This is a genomic window from Acidobacteriota bacterium, from assembly GCA_020845575.1.
Taxonomy (GTDB): domain Bacteria; phylum Acidobacteriota; class Vicinamibacteria; order Vicinamibacterales; family Vicinamibacteraceae; genus Luteitalea.
The window spans coordinates 84860-108201 of the sequence record JADLFL010000016.1 but is presented as its reverse complement, the minus strand read 5'-3'; the positions used below and the strand labels follow the sequence as shown (position 1 = coordinate 108201).

Here is a 23342-nt window from a genome sequence, read left to right as displayed (position 1 = left end):
GACGGTGATGGCAAGTGCCCAGCCTAGCGCACTCCGGATCCTGCCCGGCGCGGCCGCGTCGGGATTCGCTCCTGCGTCGGGATTCGCTACCATTGCCGGCCATGCAGGACTTCGAGACTCTCGGGGCGTTCTACCTTGGCCGCCCATACGACATCGCCACGAAGACCGCGACCAACGCGCCGTTGATGTACGACTCGCGCGATCTGCTGACGCATGCGGTCTGCATCGGCATGACGGGGAGCGGAAAGACGGGCCTGTGCGTCGGCCTGGTCGAAGAGGCGCTGATCGACGGCATCCCGGCGATCATCATCGACCCCAAGGGCGACCTCTCGAACCTCGCGCTGACGTTCCCGTCGCTCACCGGCGAGGCGTTCGAGCCGTGGGTCAACGAAGACGATGCGCAGCGCGCGGGACAGGACGTGCCGACGTTCGCGCGCGCGCAAGCCGAGCGCTGGAAGAAGGGCCTCGAGAGCTGGGGACAGGACGGTGCGCGCATCCAGCGTCTGCGCGACGCCGCCGAGGTCACCATCTACACCCCCGGCAGCAGCGCGGGCGTACCTGTCTCGATCCTTCGCTCGTTCGCCGCGCCTCCGGCCGCCGTCCTCGACGATCGCGACCTGCTGCGCGAGCGGCTCAACACCACGGTGACGAGTCTGCTGGGGCTCGCCGGCATCTCCGCTGATCCCCTCCAGTCGCGCGAGCACATCCTGCTGGCCCGCATCCTCGACTCGGCGTGGCAGTCCGGTATGGACATGGACCTGCCGGCGCTGATCCAGCAGATCCAGACACCGCCCTTCACACGCATCGGCGCGCTCGAGCTCGACGCGTTCTATCCGTCGAAGGACCGCTTCGGTCTCGCGATGGCGCTCAACAACCTGCTCGCCGCGCCGGGGTTCGATCAGTGGCTCACCGGCGCGCCGCTCGACGTGGCGGCATTCCTGCGCACACCGGAGGGCCGTCCGCGCGCCGCCGTCTTCTCCATCTCGCACCTGAGCGACGCCGAGCGCATGTTCTTCGTCTCGCTGCTGCTCAACGAGATTCTCGGATGGGTACGCACGCAGTCGGGCACCACGAGCCTCCGCGCGCTGCTCTACATGGACGAGATCTACGGGTACCTGCCGCCGGTGGCCAACCCGCCGGCCAAGGCCCCGTTGATGTTGTTGCTGAAGCAGGCACGCGCGTTCGGCCTCGGCGTGGTACTCGCGACGCAGAATCCCGTCGACCTCGACTACAAGGGCCTGTCCAACACCGGTACGTGGTTCATCGGGCGCCTGCAGACCGAGCGCGACAAGGCGCGGGTACTCGAAGGGCTCACCAGCGCCTCGACATCGACCGCCTTCGACGGCGCGAAGATGAGCGAAGTGCTGTCGTCGCTCGGCAATCGCGTCTTTCTGATGCACAACGTGCACGAACAGGCGCCGCTGACCTTCGAGACGCGATGGGCGCTGTCGTACCTGCGCGGCCCGCTCACGCGCGCGCACATCAAGACGCTGACGGCGGGCGGGACGAACTCGTCACAGGCGGCCGGGCTCGGAGAGGCGGCCCTGCCCGCAGCGAGCGGGGTCGGCGGGGCGACGGCGGCCAGGCTCGGAGAGCCGTCGACGGCCGGGCCAGGAGAGCCGGCCCTGCCGACAGCAAGCGCGCCCGCCGACGGCGTGATGGCGACACCACCGGTGCTGCCGCCAGGCGTGACGGCGATGTTCGTCCCATGCCGCGGGGCGTCTGACGCGCCGGCCACCTATCAGCCCGCGCTCTACGTCGCCGCGAGCGTGCGTATCGCAGACTCGAAGCGCCGCATCGCCGAAACGGTGCCCGTACAGGTGCTCGTGCCGATCCAGAACGGTGCGACGACACTCGCGCTCGATCGCGCGGTGGAGACCGACGTCGCGCCCGACGATCTCGAAGCCGCGCCGCGCGGCCCGGCCCGGTACGCGGCCCTTCCGTCTGCGGCCACCACGCCGCGCGCGGTCGACGGCTGGCGCAAGACCGTCGCTGCGTGGCTCTACGACACGCAGACAGTCACGCTGCATGAGCATGCCGCCAGCGGCACGCACTCGCTGCCAGGCGAATCGGACGCGGTCTTCCACGCGCGGCTGGCCGACGCGTTGCGCGAGAAGCGCGACGCGAGCGTCGACGCGATCCGCCGCAAGTACGCCTCGAAGCTGGCCGTGCAGCAGGAACGCGTGCGCAAGGCCGAACAGCAGCTCGGCAAGCAGCAGCAGGACGTCACATCGTCCACCGGGTCGGCGCTTGTCACTGCCGCCACAGGCGTGTTCGGCGCACTGTTCGGCCGCAAGACGTTCAGCGCGACCAACGCGACGCGGCTCGGCAGCGCGGCGCGCGGCGCGAGCAAGGTGATGAAGGAGAAACAGGACGTCGCGCGCGCCCAGGAGAACCTGGCCACCGAGCAGCAGAAGCTGGCGGAACTGCAGGCGGCGGTCGAGGCGGAGGCCGCCGTCGTGCCCGACAACGCCATCGACCTCCGGCCCCTGGTCCTGCGCCCGAAGAAGACGGACATCGCCGTGACGACGGCGGTCCTCGTCTGGACGGTTTGAGCGCGATCCCTATCGAATCTCAGACGGTCCCTGTTCGATGCGGGCCATGCGTTCGATGAAGCGGGCGTCGTGCCTGATCGGGTCGAGGCGCGAGTCCACGCGCGCGTACGCCAGACGCGATGAGTTGGCGTCGATGGCCTTGTCGAGCCACGTCAGGGCGCGCGCGGTGTCTCCGAGACTCACGTACGCGAGCGCGATCCAGAACGCACCGTCTCCGGTGGGACGCACGTCGTACAACTCGCGCAGGCGTCCGAGTGCCTGCCGCGCGTCGCGAGGCTTTCCGGCGTCGGCGTGGATCTTCACGAACTGCGACAGCACGAACGGATCTTCGGCCGCCTGTTGCGCCCCCACGCTCTGGCAGGCCGCCGTTGCCTGCGACGTGCGACGCAGCTCCGTGTAGGCCTTGCACAACCCGATGTACGCCGCCGTGTACTGTGAGTCGAGGCGCAGCAGCGTCTCGTACGTCCGCGCGGCATCGTCGAAGCGATGCGCATAGTGCAGCGTGGCCCCGAGGTAGCCGCGCAGCAGCGATGAACGCGGGTTCAGCTTCTGCGCCTGGTCGACCTGCTCGACCGCTTCGTCCACGCGGCCGCGACCGGCCAGCAGCATGGCATAGCGGATGCGCGCGTACTCGCAGCTCGGGTTGAGCTCCAGCGCGCGTCTGAAGTGCCGCTCCGACTGTTCGAAGTTGTGACGCTCGGCATACAGGTCGCCGAGCGCCGCATAGGCCTCGGCACTTCTGTCGTCGAGACTGAGTGCCGTCGAGATGACGTTCTGCGCGAGCGGCAGCGCCTCGTCGGCGCGAAGCGCGTTGTGGCGATAGAGCGACAGCAGTGCCTCCGCCCACTTCGCGTACGCGAAGACGAAGTCGGGCGCGGCCTGCGTGGCGCTCCTGAATGCGTCAGCCGCTTCTTCCACGTCGGCACGGCCGCCGCGTCCGAGTCGCGTCTGTCCGAGCGCGTACGCCTGCATCGCGACGGCGTTGTCGAGCGGCAACCCCGTGCGCAGCGACGGCCGCGCGCCCGCGTCTGAGGCCGCCAGCTCGCCCAGGACCCGCTGCGACAGCGACGCCGTGAAGTCGCGCAGGGGCGTCGTCCCGGCCATCGTCTCCTGAATCGTGCGCGTCGGCTCACCCGCGCGGACAACGCTGGCCCTGGCGCGGATGCCCTCGGTCCGCCGTGCGACGGCCACCTCGATGTACACGTCGGCGCCCACCGCCTGCATGATCGCCGCGACAGGCTGACCGAGCATCGGCTCCACCGCCACCGGTGCAATGACGCGAAACGGCGGCGACGAGCTGAGATCCTGCGCGAGCTGCTCGATGACGAGCGGCGTCAGGCCCGTGTCGGCACCCGCCGCACTGCCGAGCGCGAGGCGCACGGTCGTCCCGGCAGGCGTCAGCGGCGACGCACCTCCCTCGGCCGTTGCGAGCGATACGGGGAGACCGCGCAGCCCGAGACCGCCGGGCAGAAGCGACCAGGCCACCGCGCCGCCAATCAGCACGGCGGTTGCGGCTACGGCGATGAGACCGTACGGCAGTCGGCGTTGCGCGGGCATCGGCGTCGCCAGTGCACCCTCGGCCACAAGCGCCGGCGTTGCCACAACGGCCGGTGATGTCACAGGATGCTTACGCGTCCATGTGTCCCAGCCAAGCGTCCGCGAGAGCGCTTCCTTGACGGCGGCAATCGTGGGATAGCGTCGCTCCACGTCGGAGTCGCACGCGCGTTCGACGATGCGGATGAAGTCGTCGGGCAGATCCGGCCGCAGATCGGCGAGCGGAACGCGCTCGTGTCGCGTATACCGCGCCTGCAGGTCGGGCACCGACGAGGCGCGCACGGGGAACGCGCCAGACACCAGGTGATACAGCACGACGCCAAGTCCGTAGACGTCGCTCCGGGGAGACGGGGCCGCGCCACCGGCGACTTCCGGGGCGAGAAACGGCAGCACGTCGGGCTGGAGGTCGAGCGACTCGATCGGGACGGCGAGCGGCCACACGTCCATCAGCACGAGTCGGCCGCCGGCCTCCCGCACGATGTTGTCCGGCGAGAGGAGCCCATGCGCCAGACCCTCCCTGTGCAGCGCCGCGACGGCGCGGCACAACTCCCAGCCCACCAGGGCCGCCTCACGCGCGCTGAAGGTCCCCTGCGCTGCCACGACCTGATCGAGGCTGCGGCCGTCGACGTACTCCATCACCAGGCCCGTCTGGCCGTCGTGCTGCTCGGCGCCGTACACCTCGACGGCGTTGGGATGGCGCACGCGCGCGAGCGTCTGCCCCGTGGCGAGGAAGGCCACGGCGACGTCGGGGGGCGACGAGTCGGGCAGGAAGCGGATGACGACGTCGCGGTGCAGGTGATCGGTGGCCCGCACGACGCGCCCGAGCGTGCCCGGTCCCAGCAATCGCAGGAGATGGTAGGGTCCCCACGTGCCGAGATCGCCCTCCTGTGTCTCGGCAGCGGGTTGATCGGTGGAGGCGAGCGTCGGCGCGCGCTCGTCGGCCTCGGGAGCCTCGGGGAACAACGGCGGCTCGGTCGCCAGTTCCTCCATCTGGCTGCGATGCAGTTCGGCTATCTCGGCGATGACGCGCAACTGCCGGAAAATCGCCCGCTCGGACTCGCTGTCGAGCTCGGACTCGAGCGCGGCCCAATCCACACCCTCGCCGTCAGCGAGCGTTGCGGCCAAATCCGTGAGACCGCCATCAGTGCGCATGCGCAGGGCCTCGATTGTCGCACAGACGAGTCGACCGCGCCCCCACGAACCGCGTCCTATCAGTCGTGGACGCTCCTGCCAGATCCGGCCCGACACGACGGCACCGGCGACGCCTGTGTTCGCTGCCGGCAGCCCTGCTGTTGACGCTCGCGGTACTCCCGGCCTGCTGGACCACCGGCGCGATGGCGGCCGGCCAGCCCGACGCGCCGCTGCCTGACGCCGCCGCGCTCATCCGCGACGTGCGGGCCGGGCTCCGGACCGACGAGGATCTGCTGCGGCAGTACACGTTCAAGGAGCGGCGGCAGGACGTCAAGGTCACCAAGCTCGGCAAGGTCTACTTCGGGCCGTGGCGCGAGTTCGAGGTCTACCCCTCACAGGTCCCGGGCGAGACGTACAAACGCCTCGTCACTGTCGACGGCCGGCCGCTGCCGGCGGCTGAACTCGCACGCCGCGACGAGGCACACCGCACGACCGTGCTCAATCGCCTCGAACAGATTCGCGTCGAAACACCCGCCCAGCGGCAGAAGCGACTCTCGAAGCAGGCGAAGGAACGACGCGAGCAGGAGGCCATGATCGACGACGTCTTCGCCGTGTACGCGATCGCCGTCATCGGCCGCGAGCGGCTCGACGGACGCTCGATGGTTCTCACGAGTCTCACGCCGCGCAAGCGCGCGCACACGAAGAGCGACGCGGGCAAATACCTGAAGCGGATGCAGGGACGCGCCTGGGTCGACGAGGTGGATCGACAGGTCGTGCGGCTCGAGATGGACGTCATCGACGACATCACCTTCGGCCTCGGCCTGCTCGCCCGCATGCACAAGGGCAGCGCCATCGTCTTCCGCCGGGAGCGCGTGAACGGCGAGATCTGGCTGCCCGCGGAGGCCGAGTACAGACTGGCCGGCAGGACGCTGATCTTCCGCCGCTTCGACCTCTCCTCGACGACGCGTTACTCCGACTACCGGAAGTTCAACGTGACCACGAGCGAGACCATCTCCGACGTCAAGTGACGGTGGCCCTGGGTCAGGTCCGGTTGTGGTCGGCGCGCCACGCCGTCACGGCGCGCTTGATCGCGTCGGCGGACATGCCCTCGTCGACGACACGATCCAGCAGCGTCGCGAACTCATCGTCTGACGCGAATCGCAGGGCAGCGACGTGCTTCTGGCTGAGGCGCTGCCAACGCGCGCGTTGCGCGGCCGAGAGCAGGCGCTCCGCGCGCAGCTGCTCTTCGAGGTGGATGATCCGATCCTGCAGCCGCGTCGTGTAGAGCCGGCTGGTCGCGACAAGCGACGCCACTGCGACGAGGAGTCCCGCCGCACCGACGGACGGACCCCACGCGTACCCGAGCCATCCCGAGACGAACCCCACGAGTGCGAGCAGCCAGCCCATGCCGGCAATGGCCGTCGGAAGCGGCCGATGCACGTGATTCCCGTAGTGCTGCGTGCTCACGACGTCCTCGGCATCGTCGAGCGATGGAGTTCGACTGGTTCGGTCGGCTTGGTGCGCAGACGCATGTTGAGCAGTTCCACGACGAGCGAGAACGCCATCGCGAAATAGATGTAGCCCTTGTCGATGTGCTGCCCGAACGCCTCGGCCACGAGCATCACGCCAATCAGGATGAGGAAGGCCAGCGCAAGCATCTTCATCGCGGGGTGACGCGCGACGAAGTCGCTGATCGGTCCGGCGAAGATCAGCATGACGGCGGCGGCGAGGATGACGGCCACCATCATGATCGGCACGTGAGGCGTCATGCCCACGGCCGTGATCACCGAGTCGAGCGAGAAGACGATGTCGATCAGCATGATCTGCGCGACGACACCCGCCATCGTCGCACCGACTCTCGCGTTCGACGTGTCGTGCGCTTCGCCTTCGAGCTTGTGGTGGATCTCGAACGTGGCCTTGCCGATGAGGAACAGGCCGCCCAGCAGCAGGATCAACTGCTTGCCCGAGACGCCCTGTCCGAGCAGGTTGAACAGCGGGCGTGTGAGGCTCATCACCCAGGAGATGGCGAGCAGGAGCGCGAGGCGCGAGATGACCGCCATGCCGATCCCGAGTTGCCTGGCCCTGGGCTGCTGCTCGCGAGGCAGCCGCCCGGAGAGGATCGCGATGAAGATGACGTTGTCGATCCCCAGCACGATCTCGAGTGCGGCGAGCGTCGCGAGGGACATCAGGCTGGCCAGGCTCCAGAGCGGCGCGCTGTCGATGCCCATGGCTGCTGCGACATCACTGAGCGCCAGCACCGCGGGCACGACGGCCGTCAACGGCTCGATCACGACAATCCTTTCACACGCGCGTTCCGTGAGCGCGAAAACACGATCATACGGGGGAGTCGGTGATCACGCGCGCTTGCGGATCTTCTTCTCGGCGGTGTCAGCCCGCCCGGACGCCAGCGTGGCCTTCGCGGGCGTCTTCTTCGCGGCACTCACCGTCTCGAGGCTGCGGCGGAGCGCTTCCATGAGGTCCACCACCTTCGCGGGGGCTTCCTCGTCGGTCTGGACGATCTCCTCGCCGCCGACTTTCGCGTCGATGAGCGTGCGCAGGGCGGCCTGGTACGTGTCGTGGAAACTCGTGATGTCGAGGTCGCCTTCGAAGGTGCCGATCACCTGCTGGGCGAGCTTCACTTCCTCGGGCCGGAGCGTGGCGGGCACCGCGTCGAGCTCCTCGATCTGCGACATGCTGCGGATCTCGTCGGCGGACCGCAGCGTGTACATCACGAGCCCGTTCTCGCGCGGCTGGACGGCGACGATGTACTCGCGCCCGTAGAGGGCGAGCTTGCCGATGCCGGCCTTCCCCTTCATGCCCTCGCGGATCACCGCGAACGCTTCCGAGGCGACGGGGCCATCAGGAGCGAGGTAGTACGGCCGCTCGAAGTAGATGGGGTCGATCTGGTCGACGGTCGTGAACTGCGTGAGGTTGATGAGCCGCGTGGACTCGGGACGCACCTTCGAGAGGTCGTCCTCGGTGACCGTGACGTAGCGCCCCTTGGAGAACTCGTAGCCCTTCACGATCTCCGAATTGGGCACCTCGCGCTCGCAGTGCGGGCACCATTTCTTCTGCTGGATGCGCGTCTGGCACACCTCGTGCAACTGGTTGAAGCTGATCGTGGCGTGCGCGTCCGTCGCCGGGAACACCCGGATCGGGATGGTCACCAGACTCAGCTTGAGATGTCCCTTCCACGTCGCTCGTGCAGCCATCGAATTCTCGATCTACAGGTGGACAGCGCTGGTCGGGCCCGTACGGCGCGCGACGCGGATGTCCGGTTGCCGGTTGCCCATTGCCGGTTGCCGGCCTTCTTGCTATCGGTCGCTCAGACTCTGATGATTACGCCGCATGGCCCGCTTGGTCCAGGTCTGGCGTGACGAGGTACCCCCGGCACCCATGTTGGCGACCGCCGCGGAGCCGACTGCCGTCAATCTCGACAATCCGGCGCTGATCTACGAACAGAAATTCGACGGCATCAGGGCCATCGTGGTCGTCGAACCCGGCCGGCCGACACCCCGCGTGGCGATACTGTCGCGCAACGGCCACGACAAATCCGCGCAATTTCCGGAAATCGTCAGGGCCCTGCGCGAACTGTCGGCGCAGGTCGAGGTGCCCCTCGTGCTCGACGGCGAGATCGTCGCGCTCGACAGCCAGGGCCGTCCGGCCTCCTTCTCCGCGCTGCAGTCGCGCATGCATCTGACCGGCGCAGCAGCCATCTCCAGCCGTGCGGCGACCACGCCGACGGCGCTCGTCGTGTTCGACCTGCTGCGTGAAGGCAAGGAAGACCTCCGTCCCCTGCCCCTCGCCGACAGGCGCGCCCGCCTCGAACACCTGCTGCACGTGCGCACCAGCGAGCACCTGCGCGAAGGCGGCTACACGGCGGGCGACGGCCGGCGCGTCCTCGCGCGCGCAGAACGCGAGGGATGGGAGGGAGTGGTCGTGAAGCACGCCGACGCCCCGTATCTGTCGGACACGCGCTCCCGGACGTGGCGAAAGGTGAAGCTGCACAAGCGCGCCACGCTCGTGATCGGCGGATGGACCGATCCGAAAGGCACCCGTGCCGGATTCGGTGCCCTCATGGTCGGCACCCCCGTCACGCCGACAGACGAGAACGCCGTCACGCCCATCGCACGTAGGGACGGCCCTTGTGGCCGCCCGTCGCTGCAGTACGCCGGCAACGTCGGGACGGGATTCAGCGTGCCCACGATCAACGCCGTCCTCGCACGGCTGCGCCCGCTCGCGACGGCACGATCGCCGTTCGTCGATCCACCGGCGGGCCGTGGTCATCATTGGGTGGAGCCGCACCTGCTCTGCGAGGTGCGCTTCGGCGAGTGGACACCCGATGGCCGTCTTCGTCATCCCGTCTTCCTCGGCCTGCGCGACGATGTCGGCATCGACGCCGTCGACGCGCCCCCCTCACCCGCCGACGCGCGCACGCCCTACATCGCGACACACGATCGCGCAACCCACACCGTTTTCGGCGCGACTGGCCACGCCCCCGAGCCGACCGATCTCGTCACGCAGATCCGGTCTCTCGAAGACGCCGGACGCGATGGCACCCTGACACTGCCCGACGGCGCGCTCGACGTGACGAGCCTGCGCAAGGTGTTCTGGCCCTCGTCGGGACTCACCAAGGGGGATCTGTTCCGCTACTACGCGCGCATCGCCCCATGGCTGCTGCCGATCGTCGCGGATCGCCCACTCGTGATGAAGCGATACCCCAACGGCGTCCAGGGCAAGTCGTTCTATCAGCAGCGCGCACCAGACGCGGTCCCGGCAGGAGTCCGGGTGGCCATCGTCGATGGCGATGACCGCGACGAGGGACCGACCCCGCGGATCATTGGCGGATCGCTGTCGACACTGCTCTATCTGGTTCAACTCGGCGCGATTTCGTTCGACCCGTGGTTCTCGCGCGTGGACACGCCGTCTCACGCCGACTTCGTCGCGATCGATCTCGATCCGATGCCCGGCGTCCCCTTCACGCAGGTGCGTGACGTGGCGCGATGGGTCCATGAGGCCCTCGACGCGCTCGACGTGCCCGCGGCGGTCAAGACGTCGGGGTCGTCGGGACTGCACGTCTACCTCCCGCTCGCGCCGGGTACGTCGTACGAGTCGGGACAGTTGCTGTGTCAGATCGTGGCCACCGCCGTGGCGAGTCGGCATCCGAAGGCGGCGACGGTCGAGCGCGCCGTGGCCAGACGCGGACGCACCGTGTACGTCGACTACCTCCAGAACATCGAAGGCAAGACGCTCGCCTCTGCCTACAGCGTCCGCGCGAACGAGTTCGCGGGCGTGTCGACCCCGCTCCTCTGGCACGAACTCGACGAGGACGTCCGCCCCGACGACTTCACGCTCGCCGCCGTCATGCAGCGCTTCGATGCCGTCGGCGACATCTGGAACCCCGTCCTCCGGGGCCGTCCCGTCGATCTCCATGCCGTCCTCGATCGATTGACGTGAGTCGTCCCCTCGATCCGGCCGGCAGGTGTGCGGTGGTGGCAGCCGCTCCACTTGACCTCTGATGCGCGAGGGGCTATGCTCCCCCAAGGTCCACACACGATGCAGGCGCTCCTCAGTTTCTTCGTCGCGGGTAGTCGTCGATCCTTCGACATGAGACTGCGCATCTTCCCGATCGCCGGTCGTCGGTAAAACACGGCTCCCCCTGAGCCGCCGCCGGCGACCCTAAGCCTCCCTTCGATCCGTTTTCAAGTTTCGTTGCTCACCCGAGCGAACGTTCGCGTGCGTCTCCTGACGCGCCGGCGCCGCCCGGGCGGAGGTCCATCTCGTGACTCACCCGTATCGGTACCTGATCTCGTCGACCGGCGCCGCCGAGTTGATCGATGAACTCTGTTCCTGGCACGACCGCATGGTCGCCCACGTCCGTCGCCACGGCGCCGCGTCTCCGGACTGCACGTGCGAGGACACCGAGTCCTGCCCGCGGCACGAGGCCGTCGGCCTCTGGGCGCAGGCCCGGCTGTCGCTCGGCGAGACGGCGGGGTCGCTGACGTTCCTGCGCCAACACGCGGAGGCGAACGATCGTGCGTAGCCTCGATCTGCAACCCGTCGACGCATTGAGAATTCGCGGTGCCATGGCGACGCAGGTGGCCGCGCACGTGCTCGCGGCCCTGCCCATCGGCTACTGGCAGCGCCGCCTGGCCGCCCGCGCCTGGTCGCTCGAGACCATGCCGATCATCCCGCGCGAGTCACAGCAGGTGCAGGCCTGGCGCCAGCCGGGCCCGCCCGCCACCTGGGTCCTCACCACGGACGTCATGGTGTGGGGCCTCATTCCCTGGGTGTGGCACGGCGACGGGCGTGTGGACCTGGCCGACGCCCGGCGGGCGCTCCAGCGATTCGTGCGGTCGGCGGGGCGACCCGCATGCGCGGCCATCTTCGTCACGCCGCACGCGATGACCGACGTGCGACAACTCCTGCCGCGACTGCGCATGGGCCCGGCGGGTTCGGAAGGCGTGGCCGTCGGCGTGGTGACGTGGCAGGAACTGGTCGACGTGTTCGGTGAAGCCATCACCGAAGTGGCCTCGTCGCGCGGCCGCGACGCGGCGGCATACGGAGCGAGACAACTGGCCCTGCTCACGCAGGCCGCGTATGCCGTCTGAGAAGGATGGCGGACCACCGACAGCGGACGTGGAGGACGGGACGCAGGACGAGGAGGGGGGCACGAGGGCGGAGGGAGATACACTGACGCGCGAGTAAGGAGATCGGTGTCGATGCTCGATTCGCACGTGAGGCCGGCCGCACGATGGGCCGCGGGGCTGGGAGTGGCAGTTGGGGTACTCGTCGCGCTGACCGGGTCGGCGCACGTGGCCGGACAGGGCGCGGCCCCGCGCGAGTGGCGCGACTACGCGGGTGGACCCGACAGCTCGCGGTTCGTCGACGCCACGCAGATCACCAGGGACAACGTCGGTACGCTGCAGGTGGCGTGGACGTATCCCGACGGCGACACGGACTTCAATCCCCTGATGGTCCATGGCGTCGTCTATTCGCGCGCACGTGGCAACCGCATCGTCGCGCTCGACGCAGCAACAGGCAAGGAACTGTGGGTCTCGGAGCCCGTCCAGGCCTTCCTCATCCGCGGGATGAACTACTGGGAGAGCGCCGACGGCCGCGATCGGCGCCTCTTCTTCAGCACGCTCGATCGCCTCCGCGCCTTCGACGCGCGGACGGGCAAGCCGATCCCGACATTCGGCCGCAACGGTGAAGTCGACCTGCGCGAGGGCCTCGATCGCGATCCCGCCGACGTGGTCCAGCAGAGTCGCCTTCCGGGGCGGATCTTCGAGAACCTGATCATCATGGGGTCTGCGACCAACCGCGAGTACACGTCGGCCCCTGGCGACATCAGGGCCTACGACGTACGCTCGGGCGCGCTCGTGTGGTCGTTCAGGACGATCCCGCGCGCCGGTGAACTTGGTGCCGACACGTGGCCCGTCAACGCGCGCGCCACGGTCGGCGGCGCCAACAACTGGGCCGAGTCGTCGGTCGACGTCGCGCGCGGCATCGTGTACGTACCGACCGGCAGCGGGAAGTACAACTTCTACGGCGGCTACCGGAACGGCGACAACCTGTTCTCCGACAGCGTCATCGCCCTCGACGCGCGGACGGGCCAGCGTCGCTGGCACTTCCAGACGGTGCATCACGACATCTGGGACGTCGACAACAACTCGGCGCCGCAGCTCACCACGGTCCGTCACGACGGCAAAGCCATCGACGTGGTCGCACAGGCGGGCAAGACGGGCTACCTGTACGTCTTCAACCGCGAGACGGGCGCGCCGATCTGGCCGATCGAGGAACGCCCCGTACCCCAGGGCACGAGCGTGCCCGGTGAGAAGCTGTCACCCACGCAGCCGTTCCCCACTCGGCCGGCACCGTTCTCGCGGCAGTCGTTCACGGCAGAAGACATCAATCCCTACATCCTGACGCCCGAGGAGCGCGCACGCTTCAAGGAGCGCGTCGCGAAAGCGCGCAACGAAGGTCCGTTCACACCGATCGGCTTCGAGGAAGTGGTACACATGCCGGGCAACCAGGGCGGGTCCAACTGGGGCAGCACGGCGGCCAACCCGCGCGACGGACGCGTGTACGTGATCGGCTTCAACATCCCCACGCTGATCCGCCTGATGAAGCCGGGCGAGACCCGTCCCGCGCGCGCGGGCGCGCCTCAGGAGGTTGTCAGGGAAGGCTACCCCGTCACCGACGGGTTCGGCCTGTATCCGACCATCATCAAGCCGCCGTACACCACGCTCACGGCGTACGACCTCAACACCGGCGACATCGCCTGGCAGAAGGGTCTTGGCGACGATCTGCGCCTGCTGCCGCTCGGCATCACGGGGACCGGATCCGCCGCGTCGACAAAGGGCGGTCTCATCGTGACATCGACGGGTCTGCTGTTCGCGACGGCCGCCGATCGCAAGGTGCACGTGTACGACAGCCGCGACGGCAACGAGCTCGCCACGTTCCCGCTCGGCGGGCCGACCAGCGGCGGGCCGGCCATGTACGAGCACGGGGGACGGCAGTACCTCCTCGTCCACGCGTCGGCGACGCAGCCGACGGGTCCTGGCGCCGTGCCCACGCCGCACACGGGACCGACAGGCCTGGTCGCCTACGCGCTCCCTCACTGATTACGGCCCCGGCGCGTCAGCCCGCGAAGCGGCGCGCCGGGAACTTCTGCTGGGCCGCCACGGCGGCCAGTCCTGCCTGCGCCTGTGCCGCCACGTTCCCGGTTGGCGCCAGGCGCATCGCGTTCGCGAAGTGCTGATACGCGAGCGTGGGCTGATGGAGCACGCGCAGCAGAGTCATGCCGGCGCCGACGTGCGCGGCGGCCGCGTCTGGTCCCGTCGGGTGCGCCTGCAGGTAGCGGCTGTAGACAGCGACGGCGGCCTGGCCGTGTCCGTGGTTGGCCAGCCACGCTCCGAGTCCGAGTGTCTCGCTCGGATCGAGCGAAGCTTCCGCCCGCTTCACCGGCATCGAGAAGTACGCACGCGCGAGGGCGTCCATGTCGCCGGTGCGACGCGCCTGCGCCAGGGCCGACTCGGGTTGCGCGATGGCACGCGCCTCCGCCCTGTACTCCGTTGGCGTGCGATCGACCTCGCGGCGCGACCACGCCCACGCCATGGCTACTCCGGCGACGAAACCACCGATGTGCGCGCCATACGCCACACCACCACCGCCCGAACCCTGGACCAGCATTGGCACGAGGTTGTCGAGGAAGAGATAGATCCCGAGGACGATGCGCGCCGGCACTTCCACGACGCGCATGAAGATGGGGAAGAACATCAGCAGCACGCGAACGACGTTGCGCGGGAACCAGATGAAATAGAACCCGAGCACGCCGGAGATCGCACCTGACGCCCCGACCATCGGAATCAGCGACGTCGGCGCCATGACGGCGAACGCCAGCGTGGCCGCGACGCCCGTGAGCAGGTACGCCAGCAGGTAGCGGACGCGTCCCAGCCGGTACTCCACGTTGTCGCCGTAGATCCAGAGGAACAGCATGTTGCCGAACAGGTGCATGAACCCGGCGTGCAGGAACATGGCCGACCACAGGTCGCTCCACCTCGCGGCGCCGGGCTTGTAGCCATGCTCGAAGACGAACAGGTCGTATGCCGAGATCGACTGGAGCGCCTCTCGCAGGGACACGCCCGGCGGCAGCGACTGCCGTATCACCTCGAGGTACGCCGCCAGGCGCGGGTCGTCCGGCGACGGCGCCTGCCCCGACAGGGGCAGCGTGTACAGCAGGAACACGATCACGTTGGCTGCAATCAGCAGGTACGTGACGATGGGCGTGCGCGTCGGATTCGGAGCGTCGCTGAGCGGAAACACGAAACCTCCTGATTACCCGACGGTGGGCAGTCCCACGAGGACCGACGCCACGATGGCCATCATGGACAGTACGAGGCAGATGAGGCCGACGAGCAGGTGGTCGATGCGCTCGGGGCGCAGCGGGTCCATGATGAGGCCCGCGAGATAGCCGCCGACAAAGCCACCCGCGTGCGCGAAGTTGTCCACGCCCGGCATGATGAACCCGAAGATTCCGAGCATCAGCGCATAGCCGAGCGCCTGGCTGCCGACGGCGCTGCTGCCGCCGCGTCGCCCGTAGTAGACGAGCGCGCCGAGCAGGCCGAAGATCGCCGCTGACGCCCCTACGGTGAACTGTGCGCCACGCAACATCGGCAGCGGGAACCACGTGAGCCACAACCCCGCGACGGAACTGGCCACGAAGCCGCAGACGCCGGCGATGGTGTACAGGATGACGGTGCGGCCGGGGCCGTAGATGTCGGCGGTGGCAGGACCGAGCTGCCGCACCCACATCATGTTGAAGACCACGTGCAGCAATCCGCCGTGGAGCCAGCCCGCGCTCAGCACCGTCCACCAGCGTCCGTAGCCGAACACGGGTGCCGCGCCGCTCGCGCCGAAGAGGAAGAGGCTCGGGAGGTCCGGCGCCAGCAGCGAGAACATGCCACCGCCGCCGAGCCCGCCGCTCGACATCAGCAGGGTCAGCACGTACAGCACGCCACAGCTGACGGTGATGAACTGCACGAAGCCGAGGTCCTGCCCCAGCCGGCGCAGGACGGGCGCGTAGCCCCAGAGGCCGGGATTGCGCCGGCCGCAGTTCAGGCACGTGGGATCGTTGACGCCCACGAGCGTCCCGCAACTGGTGCAGACGACGGCACCCTGCTTCTGTCGAGAGAACATGACGCCGATTATCGGCTGAAGTGGGTCCGGCTCACGCGCGGACAACCTGACGAACGGGTTGAAACCCGTTCGCTCCATCCCGAGCGAGGGTGACGGGCCGGAGACGGGCCAGCACTCATGGCGCGGGGCCGCGCTGACCCTGAAGTCAGTGCGGCCCCGTGGCAGGTGAACGTTGCAGGCCGAGGTCCGAAGGACCGGAGGCCTGCTAGAACTGGAAGCGCAACCCGAGCTGGATGACGCGTGAGGCGTCGGTGGCACCAGACGAGACGAACTGCAGGTACGTCGGGCTGTTGCGGCCCGTGTCCATCGCAATCCAGCGCGTGTGGTTGAACACGTTGGACGCCTGCGCGCGAATCTCGAACCGGTAGCGGCCGATCGGGATGTTGCGGAACAGCGAGAGATCGAGGTTCCACACACCCGGATACCGGAAGGCGTTGCGCCCGCTGTTGCCGAACGTGAGCCCTGTCGGGTGCGTGAAGACCGAGTCGTCCCACAACTTCGAGTCGCGGCCCGGATCGTTGATCCGCGTCAGGTCGGCGCTCTGGTTGATCGTGATCGAGCCGGCGCCCGGCGCGTTGAGCGTCGGGTTGTTGCCCCCCATCGTGAACGGCGTGCCCGAGAACGCCGAGAAGATGCCGTTCACCTGCCAGTCCTTGATGATGTAGGCCACCGGGCTGGTGCTCTCGCGCAGGAACGGCAGCTCGTACACGACGCCCATCTGGAAGACGTGCGTGCGGTCGTAGCCGGCACGGGCGTAGTTGCGGTCGAACTGGGTCGGGTGGTTCCAGGTGAGACCGGTCCAGCCGTCCTCGTCAGCCATGTTCATCGCCTTGCTCCAGGTGTAGGCGCCCTTGAGCAGCAGTCCGTTCTTGAACGGCCGGTTCACCGCCACCTGCAGCGAGTGGTACTTGTTCGTGGTCCACGCACCCCAGTCGAGGATCTGCGCCGCACCACTCCGCGCGAAGTACTGACGCCCGGCGTTGCCGGTGCCCGGATCGGCGTAGTTCCTGTCGATGTCGGCGTAACCGCCGTTGGTCCGCGTCCCCACGTACGCGACGCTCGTCACGATGTCGAGCGGCAGGCGCCGTTCGAACGTCAGGTTCCACTGGTGCAGCGTCGCGCGGTCGACGTTGTCGGGATTGGGCGTGCGCATGTTCACACCCGACGGCAGCGGGACTGCACCCGAGGTCAGATCAGGCGTCGGGAGCACGGGAATTCCCTGTTCCAGCGACGTGATGTAGTTGTACCCCGTCGCGGAGTTGCCGAACGCGATGGTCAACGGGTAGAACCCGCGGAGCGGGCGCGACCACGGCAGCGGGTTGATCGTCATGCCGTACCCGGCACGGATCACGGTCTGGTCGTCCACGCGGTACGCGCCACCGAGACGCGGGACCACGTAGAGCGGCTTGGGCGAGACACCCACGTTGCTGGGGTTGCCACCCATGCCGCCGATGAGCACGTTCCATGTGTTGAAGTCGAGGCGCTCGATACCGCGATTGGCGCGCGTCATCACCGGATACATCTCGAACCGCAGTCCGCCGTTGAGCGTCAGCTTGTCGTTCACCTGCCAGCGGTCGCGGATGTAGAAGCCGTGCTGCCACTCGCGCGTGGTCATTTCCTCGGCCTGCACGCTCTTGCCATAGGACGAGGACAGGCCGAGCAGGAAGCCGGCGTAGCCGTTCCAGCCACCGACCGGCTGATATCCAGGGGCGCTGGTGGTGTTGCCGCCGAAGGTGAACGCACCCCGGGGCCCGGACCCGATCTCGGGCTGCCAGTGGTTCATCTCGAGGTAGTTCATGTCGTAGCCGAAGCGCAGTTCGTGCCGCCCCGCCACCTTGGTCAGCGCCTGCGTGAACGAGTAGACCGACGTCGTGTAGAAGTACGGATTCCACGAGGACGGATTCCCGATGGCGCTCAGGCCCGTGCTGATGAGCGGCATGCCGCTCTCGCGGGGGCTGGGGCCGTTGGTACCCGGAATGCCCCACTCGAGACCGTAGTTCGTCCCGTAGTCGGGCGCGATGCCCTCCTGCTTGTTGAGCGTCACGCCCAAGCTGCCGTCGAGGATGAGCGTGGGCGTGAGCGTCCACGTGTGACCGACGACAGGGGCGGTCACGGTAGTCGGCGTGGGGCCGGCACCGTCGAAGCCGAGCTGGAAGAAGTCCTGCACGTCGGCCTTGAGGTACGAGATCTTGCCCCAGATCTGGTGCGAGTTCGAGCGGTTGAACGTCACCTTCGCGTCGTAGTTGTCTCGGTTGAAGATCGACTGGCGCGCGGTGACGAAGTCGTCGGCGATCCCGTTGGCGTTCAGGTCGGCCGACGAGTTCGGCATCGGGTACACCTCCTGAATGCGTCGCGCGATGGGGCTGATCCGGTCGCTCGGCACCCTGGCGCCGGCGAACACGCTGCGGCCGGCGCCGCTCGCGTCGCCCGTGAGCGGGTCGTAGATCCGGAAGTTCGGGTATCGGGCCAGCAGTTCGCTGAAGTCCCCGTTCCGCATCGCCGCCGTCGGCACGGTGTACGTGCTCTGGAGGCCCCGTTCCTCCTGATACCGCTCGTAGGACCCGAAGTAGAAGAAGCGGTTCTTGACGATCGGCCCGCCCAGCGTGCCGCCGAAAATCGAACTGCTGATCTCGGGCTTGCTCAGCTTGTTGGCGTTGTTGAAGAACGTGTTGGCGTTCAGCGTCTCGTTGTTGTGAAAGATGAACGCCGACCCCTTCAGGTCGTTGGTGCCCGACTTGGTGACGACGGCGATCGCGGCCCCGCCAGCCATGCCGGTGTCGGCATCGAAGCTGTTGGTGACGATGTTGACGTTCTCCACCGTCTCGGCAGACGCCACCATGCCCGAGTGGTGCGGCAGCCAGATGTTGATGCTGGCCGCACCGTCGATGCGCGTGCTGTTGTTGTTCGGATTCGTGCCGTTGACGAACGTGCGGAGCGACCGCTGCGGCGTCGAGCCCGTCGAGTTCTGGTAGACGCCCGGCGTGGCCCCCGGCACGAGGTTCATCAGTGCCTGATAGTTGCGGTACTGGTTGAGCGGCAGGTCGGTGATGACCTTGGGCTGCAGTTCGACGCTGACGTCCGCCTTGTCCGTCTTGAGCAGCGCCGCCTCGGTGGTCACCGTGATCGACTCGGTGAGGTCGCCAATCTCGAGTTGGGCGTTCACGCGCAGGATGTTGCCGGCCGTGAGCGGAATGCCGGTCTGGCTGAATGTCTTGAAGCCCTGCAGGGCCGCACCGAGCGTGTAGGTGCCCGGAATGACGTTGCGCACGGTATACGAACCGGCACCGTCGGTGACGGTATCCAGCTTGAGTCCGGTGCCCTCGTTGGTGACGGTGACGGTCACGCCGGGAATCGCAGCGCCGGTGTTGTCGGTCACCGTGCCCGTCAGACTGCCATACAAGGCCTGAGCGCTGGCAAGGGCGGGAACCAGCGCCACGCAGAGCGCCAGGGCCGGGATCACGACGCGGTGCAGTGGTCGAATCAGCTTCACGAATTGCCTCCTGACCGGCAAGCGCTTCCAGTTGACACGCGCGCGACAGGCGACCGAGGACACACCTGCCCCGTCGACACCCCGGATTCGCGACACGCTGGCATTGCTGCTCGCCGGATGCGGCATAGCATGAAGCGGTTTTCGATAGAGTCAACAGAAGATTTCTTCATGACAGGTTTTCCGGGACCGTCCGCGTAGAATCGAGCCCACTTCATCCAGGGCCAGGACACACGTGAGCATCGACGAGTTCCGACGGGATCCGACAGCGCTCTACACGCTCGCCGTCGAACAGGCGACCGACTACGCCATCTTCGTCCTCGATGTCGACGGCCGGGTGGCGACGTGGGCGCCTCCCGTCGCCAGCATGCTGGGCTGGCACGCCGATGAGTTCGTGGGCCTCCGGTTCGCTGATCTCTTCGCTGCCGTGGAAGCCGACGCGGGACTCTCGGAAGCAGCGCTGGCACACGCGGCCGCGCACGGCCAGTTCCGGTACACGCGCCAGCATCGCCGCCGCAACGGTCATGCGATCTGGGGACGCGGCCGCGTCGCGCGCCTCGACGATGCGCAGGGATTGGCCGGATTCGTCGTATCGCTGCAGGACGTGACGGCGATGCGGGAGGAACAGGAACGCCATCTCGTCGAGGAAGCGAGCCTGCGACACCGCGCGGCGGAGCTCGAGACGCTGCTGGAGGTGGTGCCGGTCGGGATTGGCATCGCGCGCGACGCGTGCGCCTCGCACATGACGATCAACAGGGCGCTGGCCGACATGCTGCGCATGCCGATGGGTGTCAACGCCTCGCTCTCGGCGCCCGACGGCGAGCGCCCGCACCATTTCCGCGTGCTGCGCGACGGCGTGGAGCTCCCGGCCGACGAGTTGTCCCTGCAGACGGCCGCGCGCACGGGACGCCCTGTCGTGAACGCGGAAGTGGACGTCGTGTTCACCAACGGCGACGTGGTGAGATTGCTCGAACATGCCTCGCCGCTGTTCGACGAGCACGGTGCAAGCCGAGGCAGCGTGGCCACGTTCCTCGACGTCACGGAACGGCGCCACTACGAACAGCAGCGGGAGCGCGCGCTGGCCGCCGAGCGCGAGGCGCGACAGGAGGCCGAGCGCGCCAGCGCGATCAAGGACGAGTTCCTCGCCGGCCTGTCGCACGAAATCCGCACGCCGCTCAACGCGATTCTCGGCTGGGCGCAGATCCTGCTGCACTCCCCGTCGATGCCCGAGGACGCGCGAGCCGGACTGGAGGTCATCGAACGTAACGCCAGGCTGCAGACCCGACTCATCGAGGACCTGCTCGACCTGAGCCGTATCGCCTCGGGGAAGCTTCGCCTCGACGTCCAGCCGGTGTCGCTGCCCGCCCTCATCGACGCGGCGGTGGAATCGGTGCAGCCCGGACTCGTCAACAAGGGCTTGCGACTGGTGCTGGACGTCGATCGCGGGGCGACGCCCGTGGCGGGCGATCCCGTCCGGATCCAGCAGGTGCTGTGGAACCTGCTCGCCAACGCCGTCAAGTTCACGCCGCGCGACGGCCGGATCACTGTCGCCCTCGACCGCACGGCATCACATCACCAGCTGCGCGTCACCGATACCGGCATCGGGATCTCGCCGGAGTTCCTGCCGCACGTGTTCGATCGCTTCCGTCAGGCCGATGGTTCCACCACCAGGAGCTACGGCGGACTCGGCGTGGGGCTGGCGATCGTGAAGCAGTTGGTCGAACTGCACGGAGGCGACGTCCGGGCCATCAGCGACGGCGAGGGACGCGGCGCGACATTCGTGGTCTCGCTCCCGGTGCTGCCGGTGCGACAGTCCGATGCGCCGTATGCGCTCGGACCGCCTCCGCCGCACGTCGAAACCGAAGAGGAGCAGCCGCTGACGGGTATCGGCGTGCTCGTCGTGGAAGACGATGACGATTCGCGGGCGCTGCTGGCGGCGATGCTGTCCTACAGCGGGGCCACGGTGTGGACGGCTGCCACTGCCGACGCGGCACTGACCCTCCTTGGCCACCAACAGCCGGACGTGATCGTGAGCGACATCGGCCTGCCCGATCGGGACGGCTACGCCCTGGCCCGCGCCATCCGCGCCCTTCCGGCGCCGCATGGCGGTATCCCCGCCATCGCGCTCACCGCGTACGCGCGATCCGAAGACCGGCGCCTTGCACTGCTCGCCGGCTTCCAACTCCACCTGGGCAAGCCCGTCGATCGCGACCAGCTCTGCCTGGCCGTCGCGAGCCTGGCCGGAACGCAGCGCTGAGCGGCCGAGGCCCTCGCCGTCGGCGCGCGGCGTGCGCGTCGGAGTGCGGCGGCAACCGACTCAATAGACCGGGCGCTGTGTGACGAAGAATCCGATGTTCAAGGCGAGCCAGAGCGAGCTGCCTATCAACAGCGCGTCGTGCGCGCGCTGCGACCGCACGGCGCCGCCGAGATACACGAACACGGGGAATAGTGTCGAGGCGTAGCGACCGATGCCCTCGAGCGCATTGCCCGAAAAGGGGATCAGGATGCCGATGGCGACGTAGCAGCCCATCGCCGGTCCGAGATGCCTGAATACGCTCGGCGTGAGCGCGACCACCGCCAGGCCGATCGCGGCGTGAGAGAACGCGTAGAGCGCGCCGTGACTGCTCACGAGGTATCGATACAGACCCTGCGTCTCCACGCTCTCGAGGGCGCGCTGCACGGTGGCCCACGGCGCGTTGCCGATCGAATAGCCCCAGTGCGCCTGCGCATGCAGCCACGCGAGCGGATCTCCGGACAGCGCATGGACGAACGCGCAGTACCCGAGGAGCGCGGCCGGCAGGGCCAGCAGTGCGAACCCGCGACCGAGTAGCGGACGCCATGCCCACGGCGCCTGCAGCGCCATGATGGCCAGCGGCGCCAGCAGCACGATGCCGTTCGGACGCGTGACGGTGGCAAGCGCCCCACATGCTCCGGCCAGCGACCAGCGCCCCGCAACGGCGGCCTGCACGGCGCCGACAGAGACCAGCAGGAACAACGACTCGGTGTAGATGCGCGTGAACGGGAACGAGAACGGAAACACCGCGATGTAGAGCACGGCGCGACGCGCGGCGTCACGGTTCCCGAAGCACCGCTCCGTCAATCGGTGCAGCAGGACGAGAGCGACGAAGAAGCTCACGTAGGAGAGCGCGATGGCGCTCAGCCAGAACGCCTGCGGCCCCCCTCCGAACAGGAAGGCGCCGGCCCGGATCAGCAACGGATAGAGCGGAAAGAACGCCACGCTGCTCGGCGCATCGGCGCGAAACGTGTACCCGCGTTGCGCGATGTCGAGGTACCACGCCGAGTCCCACGCGGCGAACGTCTCCGCGAAGGCGACCGCTTCGAACGGCGGCGTGAAGGTACGCGGGATGAAGTCGGGATAGGCCAGCGCGGCAGCCACGCCGACCGCCTTCGCTACAAGCCTGGTGGACACCAGCACGATCGCGACATCAAGAGCGGCCGTGGTCCAGCCACCCACACCGGTCCACGCCCGCCAGGTGGTATGAACGAACTCGACGAGCACGACCACGAGGGTCGAGACGGGAGACGACCGCGGAACGGCGGCGCGAACCGACGCGAGCACGAGACACTGCAGGAACGGCTTGGCGAACCCCGAGATGCTGAACAGCCAGAGATCCACGGGCCCGATGAGCGCGTGCAGCAGGAGCGCGATGCCTGTCGCCGCCACGGCCAGATCGAGGGCGAGGACGCAGGCATCGAGGACGCCGTCCGGAACCCGGCTGGGGCTCCTGACCGGCTCATGCGCCACAGCGTCGGCAGCTCGTCCGTTCACGCGGCGGATTTTACATTCTTATCATTCTTTACAATAGGGATTTCAACCTCGCTGCCGCCACGCCTGCCGCAGTGCAGTACAGCGTCGCACGACGCACCGCTGAACGTTCTCGCCATCGCTGTGC

Annotated in this window: 15 protein-coding genes; 7 read left to right on the top strand and 8 right to left on the bottom strand. The window is 68.1% G+C overall.

Going from position 1 to position 23342, the window contains the following annotated elements; genetic code table 11:
• The first annotated feature begins 101 nt into the window (after nucleotides 1–101).
• Complete coding sequence (locus tag IT182_04790) at nucleotides 102–2555, top strand: ATP-binding protein (GenBank protein MCC6162648.1); 2454 nt, start codon at nucleotides 102–104, stop codon at nucleotides 2553–2555.
• Nucleotides 2556–2564: 9 nt separating this feature from the next.
• Here IT182_04790 and IT182_04785 read toward each other — a convergent pair whose 3' ends face one another.
• On the bottom strand, nucleotides 2565–5261 hold the full coding sequence (locus IT182_04785) for a protein kinase (GenBank protein MCC6162647.1): 2697 nt from the start codon (nucleotides 5259–5261) through the stop codon (nucleotides 2565–2567).
• A 65-nt stretch (nucleotides 5262–5326) separates the two neighbouring features.
• On the opposite strand from IT182_04785, the gene IT182_04780 reads away from it, so the two are divergent.
• Nucleotides 5327–6268: a hypothetical protein gene (locus tag IT182_04780; GenBank protein ID MCC6162646.1), complete on the top strand. Its 942-nt coding sequence runs from the start codon at nucleotides 5327–5329 to the stop codon at nucleotides 6266–6268.
• 13 nt (nucleotides 6269–6281) lie between these two features.
• On the opposite strand, the gene IT182_04775 is transcribed toward IT182_04780, so the two are convergent.
• The 3 genes from IT182_04775 to IT182_04765 all read right to left on the bottom strand — a co-directional run bounded on the left by IT182_04775 (nucleotide 6282) and on the right by IT182_04765 (nucleotide 8452).
• Nucleotides 6282–6707 carry a hypothetical protein gene (locus IT182_04775; GenBank protein ID MCC6162645.1) on the bottom strand — a complete coding sequence of 142 codons (426 nt, stop codon included), beginning with the start codon at nucleotides 6705–6707 and terminating at the stop codon, nucleotides 6282–6284.
• Nucleotides 6704–7468: a TerC family protein gene (locus tag IT182_04770; GenBank protein MCC6162644.1), complete on the bottom strand. Its 765-nt coding sequence runs from the start codon at nucleotides 7466–7468 to the stop codon at nucleotides 6704–6706. Before IT182_04770 ends, IT182_04775 begins: the two co-directional genes overlap by 4 nt.
• Nucleotides 7469–7594: 126 nt before the next feature.
• Nucleotides 7595–8452, bottom strand: a complete 858-nt coding sequence (locus IT182_04765) for a Ku protein (protein MCC6162643.1) — start codon at nucleotides 8450–8452, stop codon at nucleotides 7595–7597.
• Nucleotides 8453–8588: 136 nt separating this feature from the next.
• Between IT182_04765 and ligD the strand changes: the two genes are divergently transcribed.
• The 4 genes from ligD (at nucleotide 8589) to IT182_04745 (ending at nucleotide 13867) form a co-directional block, all read left to right on the top strand.
• Entirely contained in the window at nucleotides 8589–10697 is a 2109-nt protein-coding gene (gene ligD, locus IT182_04760; GenBank protein MCC6162642.1) for a DNA ligase D, read from the top strand.
• A 325-nt stretch (nucleotides 10698–11022) separates the two neighbouring features.
• On the top strand, nucleotides 11023–11283 hold the full coding sequence (locus IT182_04755) for a hypothetical protein (GenBank protein ID MCC6162641.1): 261 nt from the start codon (nucleotides 11023–11025) through the stop codon (nucleotides 11281–11283).
• Complete coding sequence (locus IT182_04750; protein MCC6162640.1) at nucleotides 11276–11851, top strand: hypothetical protein; 576 nt, start codon at nucleotides 11276–11278, stop codon at nucleotides 11849–11851. The genes IT182_04755 and IT182_04750 overlap by 8 nt, the downstream gene beginning before the upstream one ends.
• Nucleotides 11852–11962: 111 nt before the next feature.
• Nucleotides 11963–13867, top strand: coding sequence for a PQQ-binding-like beta-propeller repeat protein (locus tag IT182_04745; protein ID MCC6162639.1), 1905 nt, complete (start codon nucleotides 11963–11965; stop codon nucleotides 13865–13867).
• 16 nt (nucleotides 13868–13883) lie between these two features.
• Here IT182_04745 and IT182_04740 read toward each other — a convergent pair whose 3' ends face one another.
• The 3 genes from IT182_04740 to IT182_04730 all read right to left on the bottom strand — a co-directional run bounded on the left by IT182_04740 (nucleotide 13884) and on the right by IT182_04730 (nucleotide 19431).
• Nucleotides 13884–15068 carry a rhomboid family intramembrane serine protease gene (locus IT182_04740; GenBank protein MCC6162638.1) on the bottom strand — a complete coding sequence of 395 codons (1185 nt, stop codon included), beginning with the start codon at nucleotides 15066–15068 and terminating at the stop codon, nucleotides 13884–13886.
• Nucleotides 15069–15080: 12 nt separating this feature from the next.
• Entirely contained in the window at nucleotides 15081–15941 is an 861-nt protein-coding gene (locus IT182_04735) for a rhomboid family intramembrane serine protease (GenBank protein ID MCC6162637.1), read from the bottom strand.
• A 205-nt stretch (nucleotides 15942–16146) separates the two neighbouring features.
• Nucleotides 16147–19431 carry a TonB-dependent receptor gene (locus tag IT182_04730; protein MCC6162636.1) on the bottom strand — a complete coding sequence of 1095 codons (3285 nt, stop codon included), beginning with the start codon at nucleotides 19429–19431 and terminating at the stop codon, nucleotides 16147–16149.
• 232 nt (nucleotides 19432–19663) lie between these two features.
• Between IT182_04730 and IT182_04725 the strand changes: the two genes are divergently transcribed.
• On the top strand, nucleotides 19664–21685 hold the full coding sequence (locus IT182_04725; GenBank protein MCC6162635.1) for a response regulator: 2022 nt from the start codon (nucleotides 19664–19666) through the stop codon (nucleotides 21683–21685).
• Nucleotides 21686–21745: 60 nt separating this feature from the next.
• On the opposite strand, the gene IT182_04720 is transcribed toward IT182_04725, so the two are convergent.
• Entirely contained in the window at nucleotides 21746–23218 is a 1473-nt protein-coding gene (locus IT182_04720) for a hypothetical protein (protein MCC6162634.1), read from the bottom strand.
• Nucleotides 23219–23342 lie beyond the last annotated feature (124 nt).

Bases quoted from the DNA above. Each gene is read 5' to 3' on its own strand.
- IT182_04790 (MCC6162648.1), top strand. From the start codon at position 102: ATGCAGGACTTCGAGACTCTCGGGGCGTTCTACCTTGGCCGCCCATAC.
- IT182_04785 (MCC6162647.1), bottom strand. From the start codon at position 5,261: ATGCGCACTGATGGCGGTCTCACGGATTTGGCCGCAACGCTCGCTGAC.
- IT182_04770 (MCC6162644.1), bottom strand. From the start codon at position 7,468: ATGGGCATCGACAGCGCGCCGCTCTGGAGCCTGGCCAGCCTGATGTCC.
- IT182_04765 (MCC6162643.1), bottom strand. From the start codon at position 8,452: ATGGCTGCACGAGCGACGTGGAAGGGACATCTCAAGCTGAGTCTGGTG.
- ligD (MCC6162642.1), top strand. From the start codon at position 8,589: ATGGCCCGCTTGGTCCAGGTCTGGCGTGACGAGGTACCCCCGGCACCC.
- IT182_04745 (MCC6162639.1), top strand. From the start codon at position 11,963: ATGCTCGATTCGCACGTGAGGCCGGCCGCACGATGGGCCGCGGGGCTG.
- IT182_04735 (MCC6162637.1), bottom strand. From the start codon at position 15,941: ATGTTCTCTCGACAGAAGCAGGGTGCCGTCGTCTGCACCAGTTGCGGG.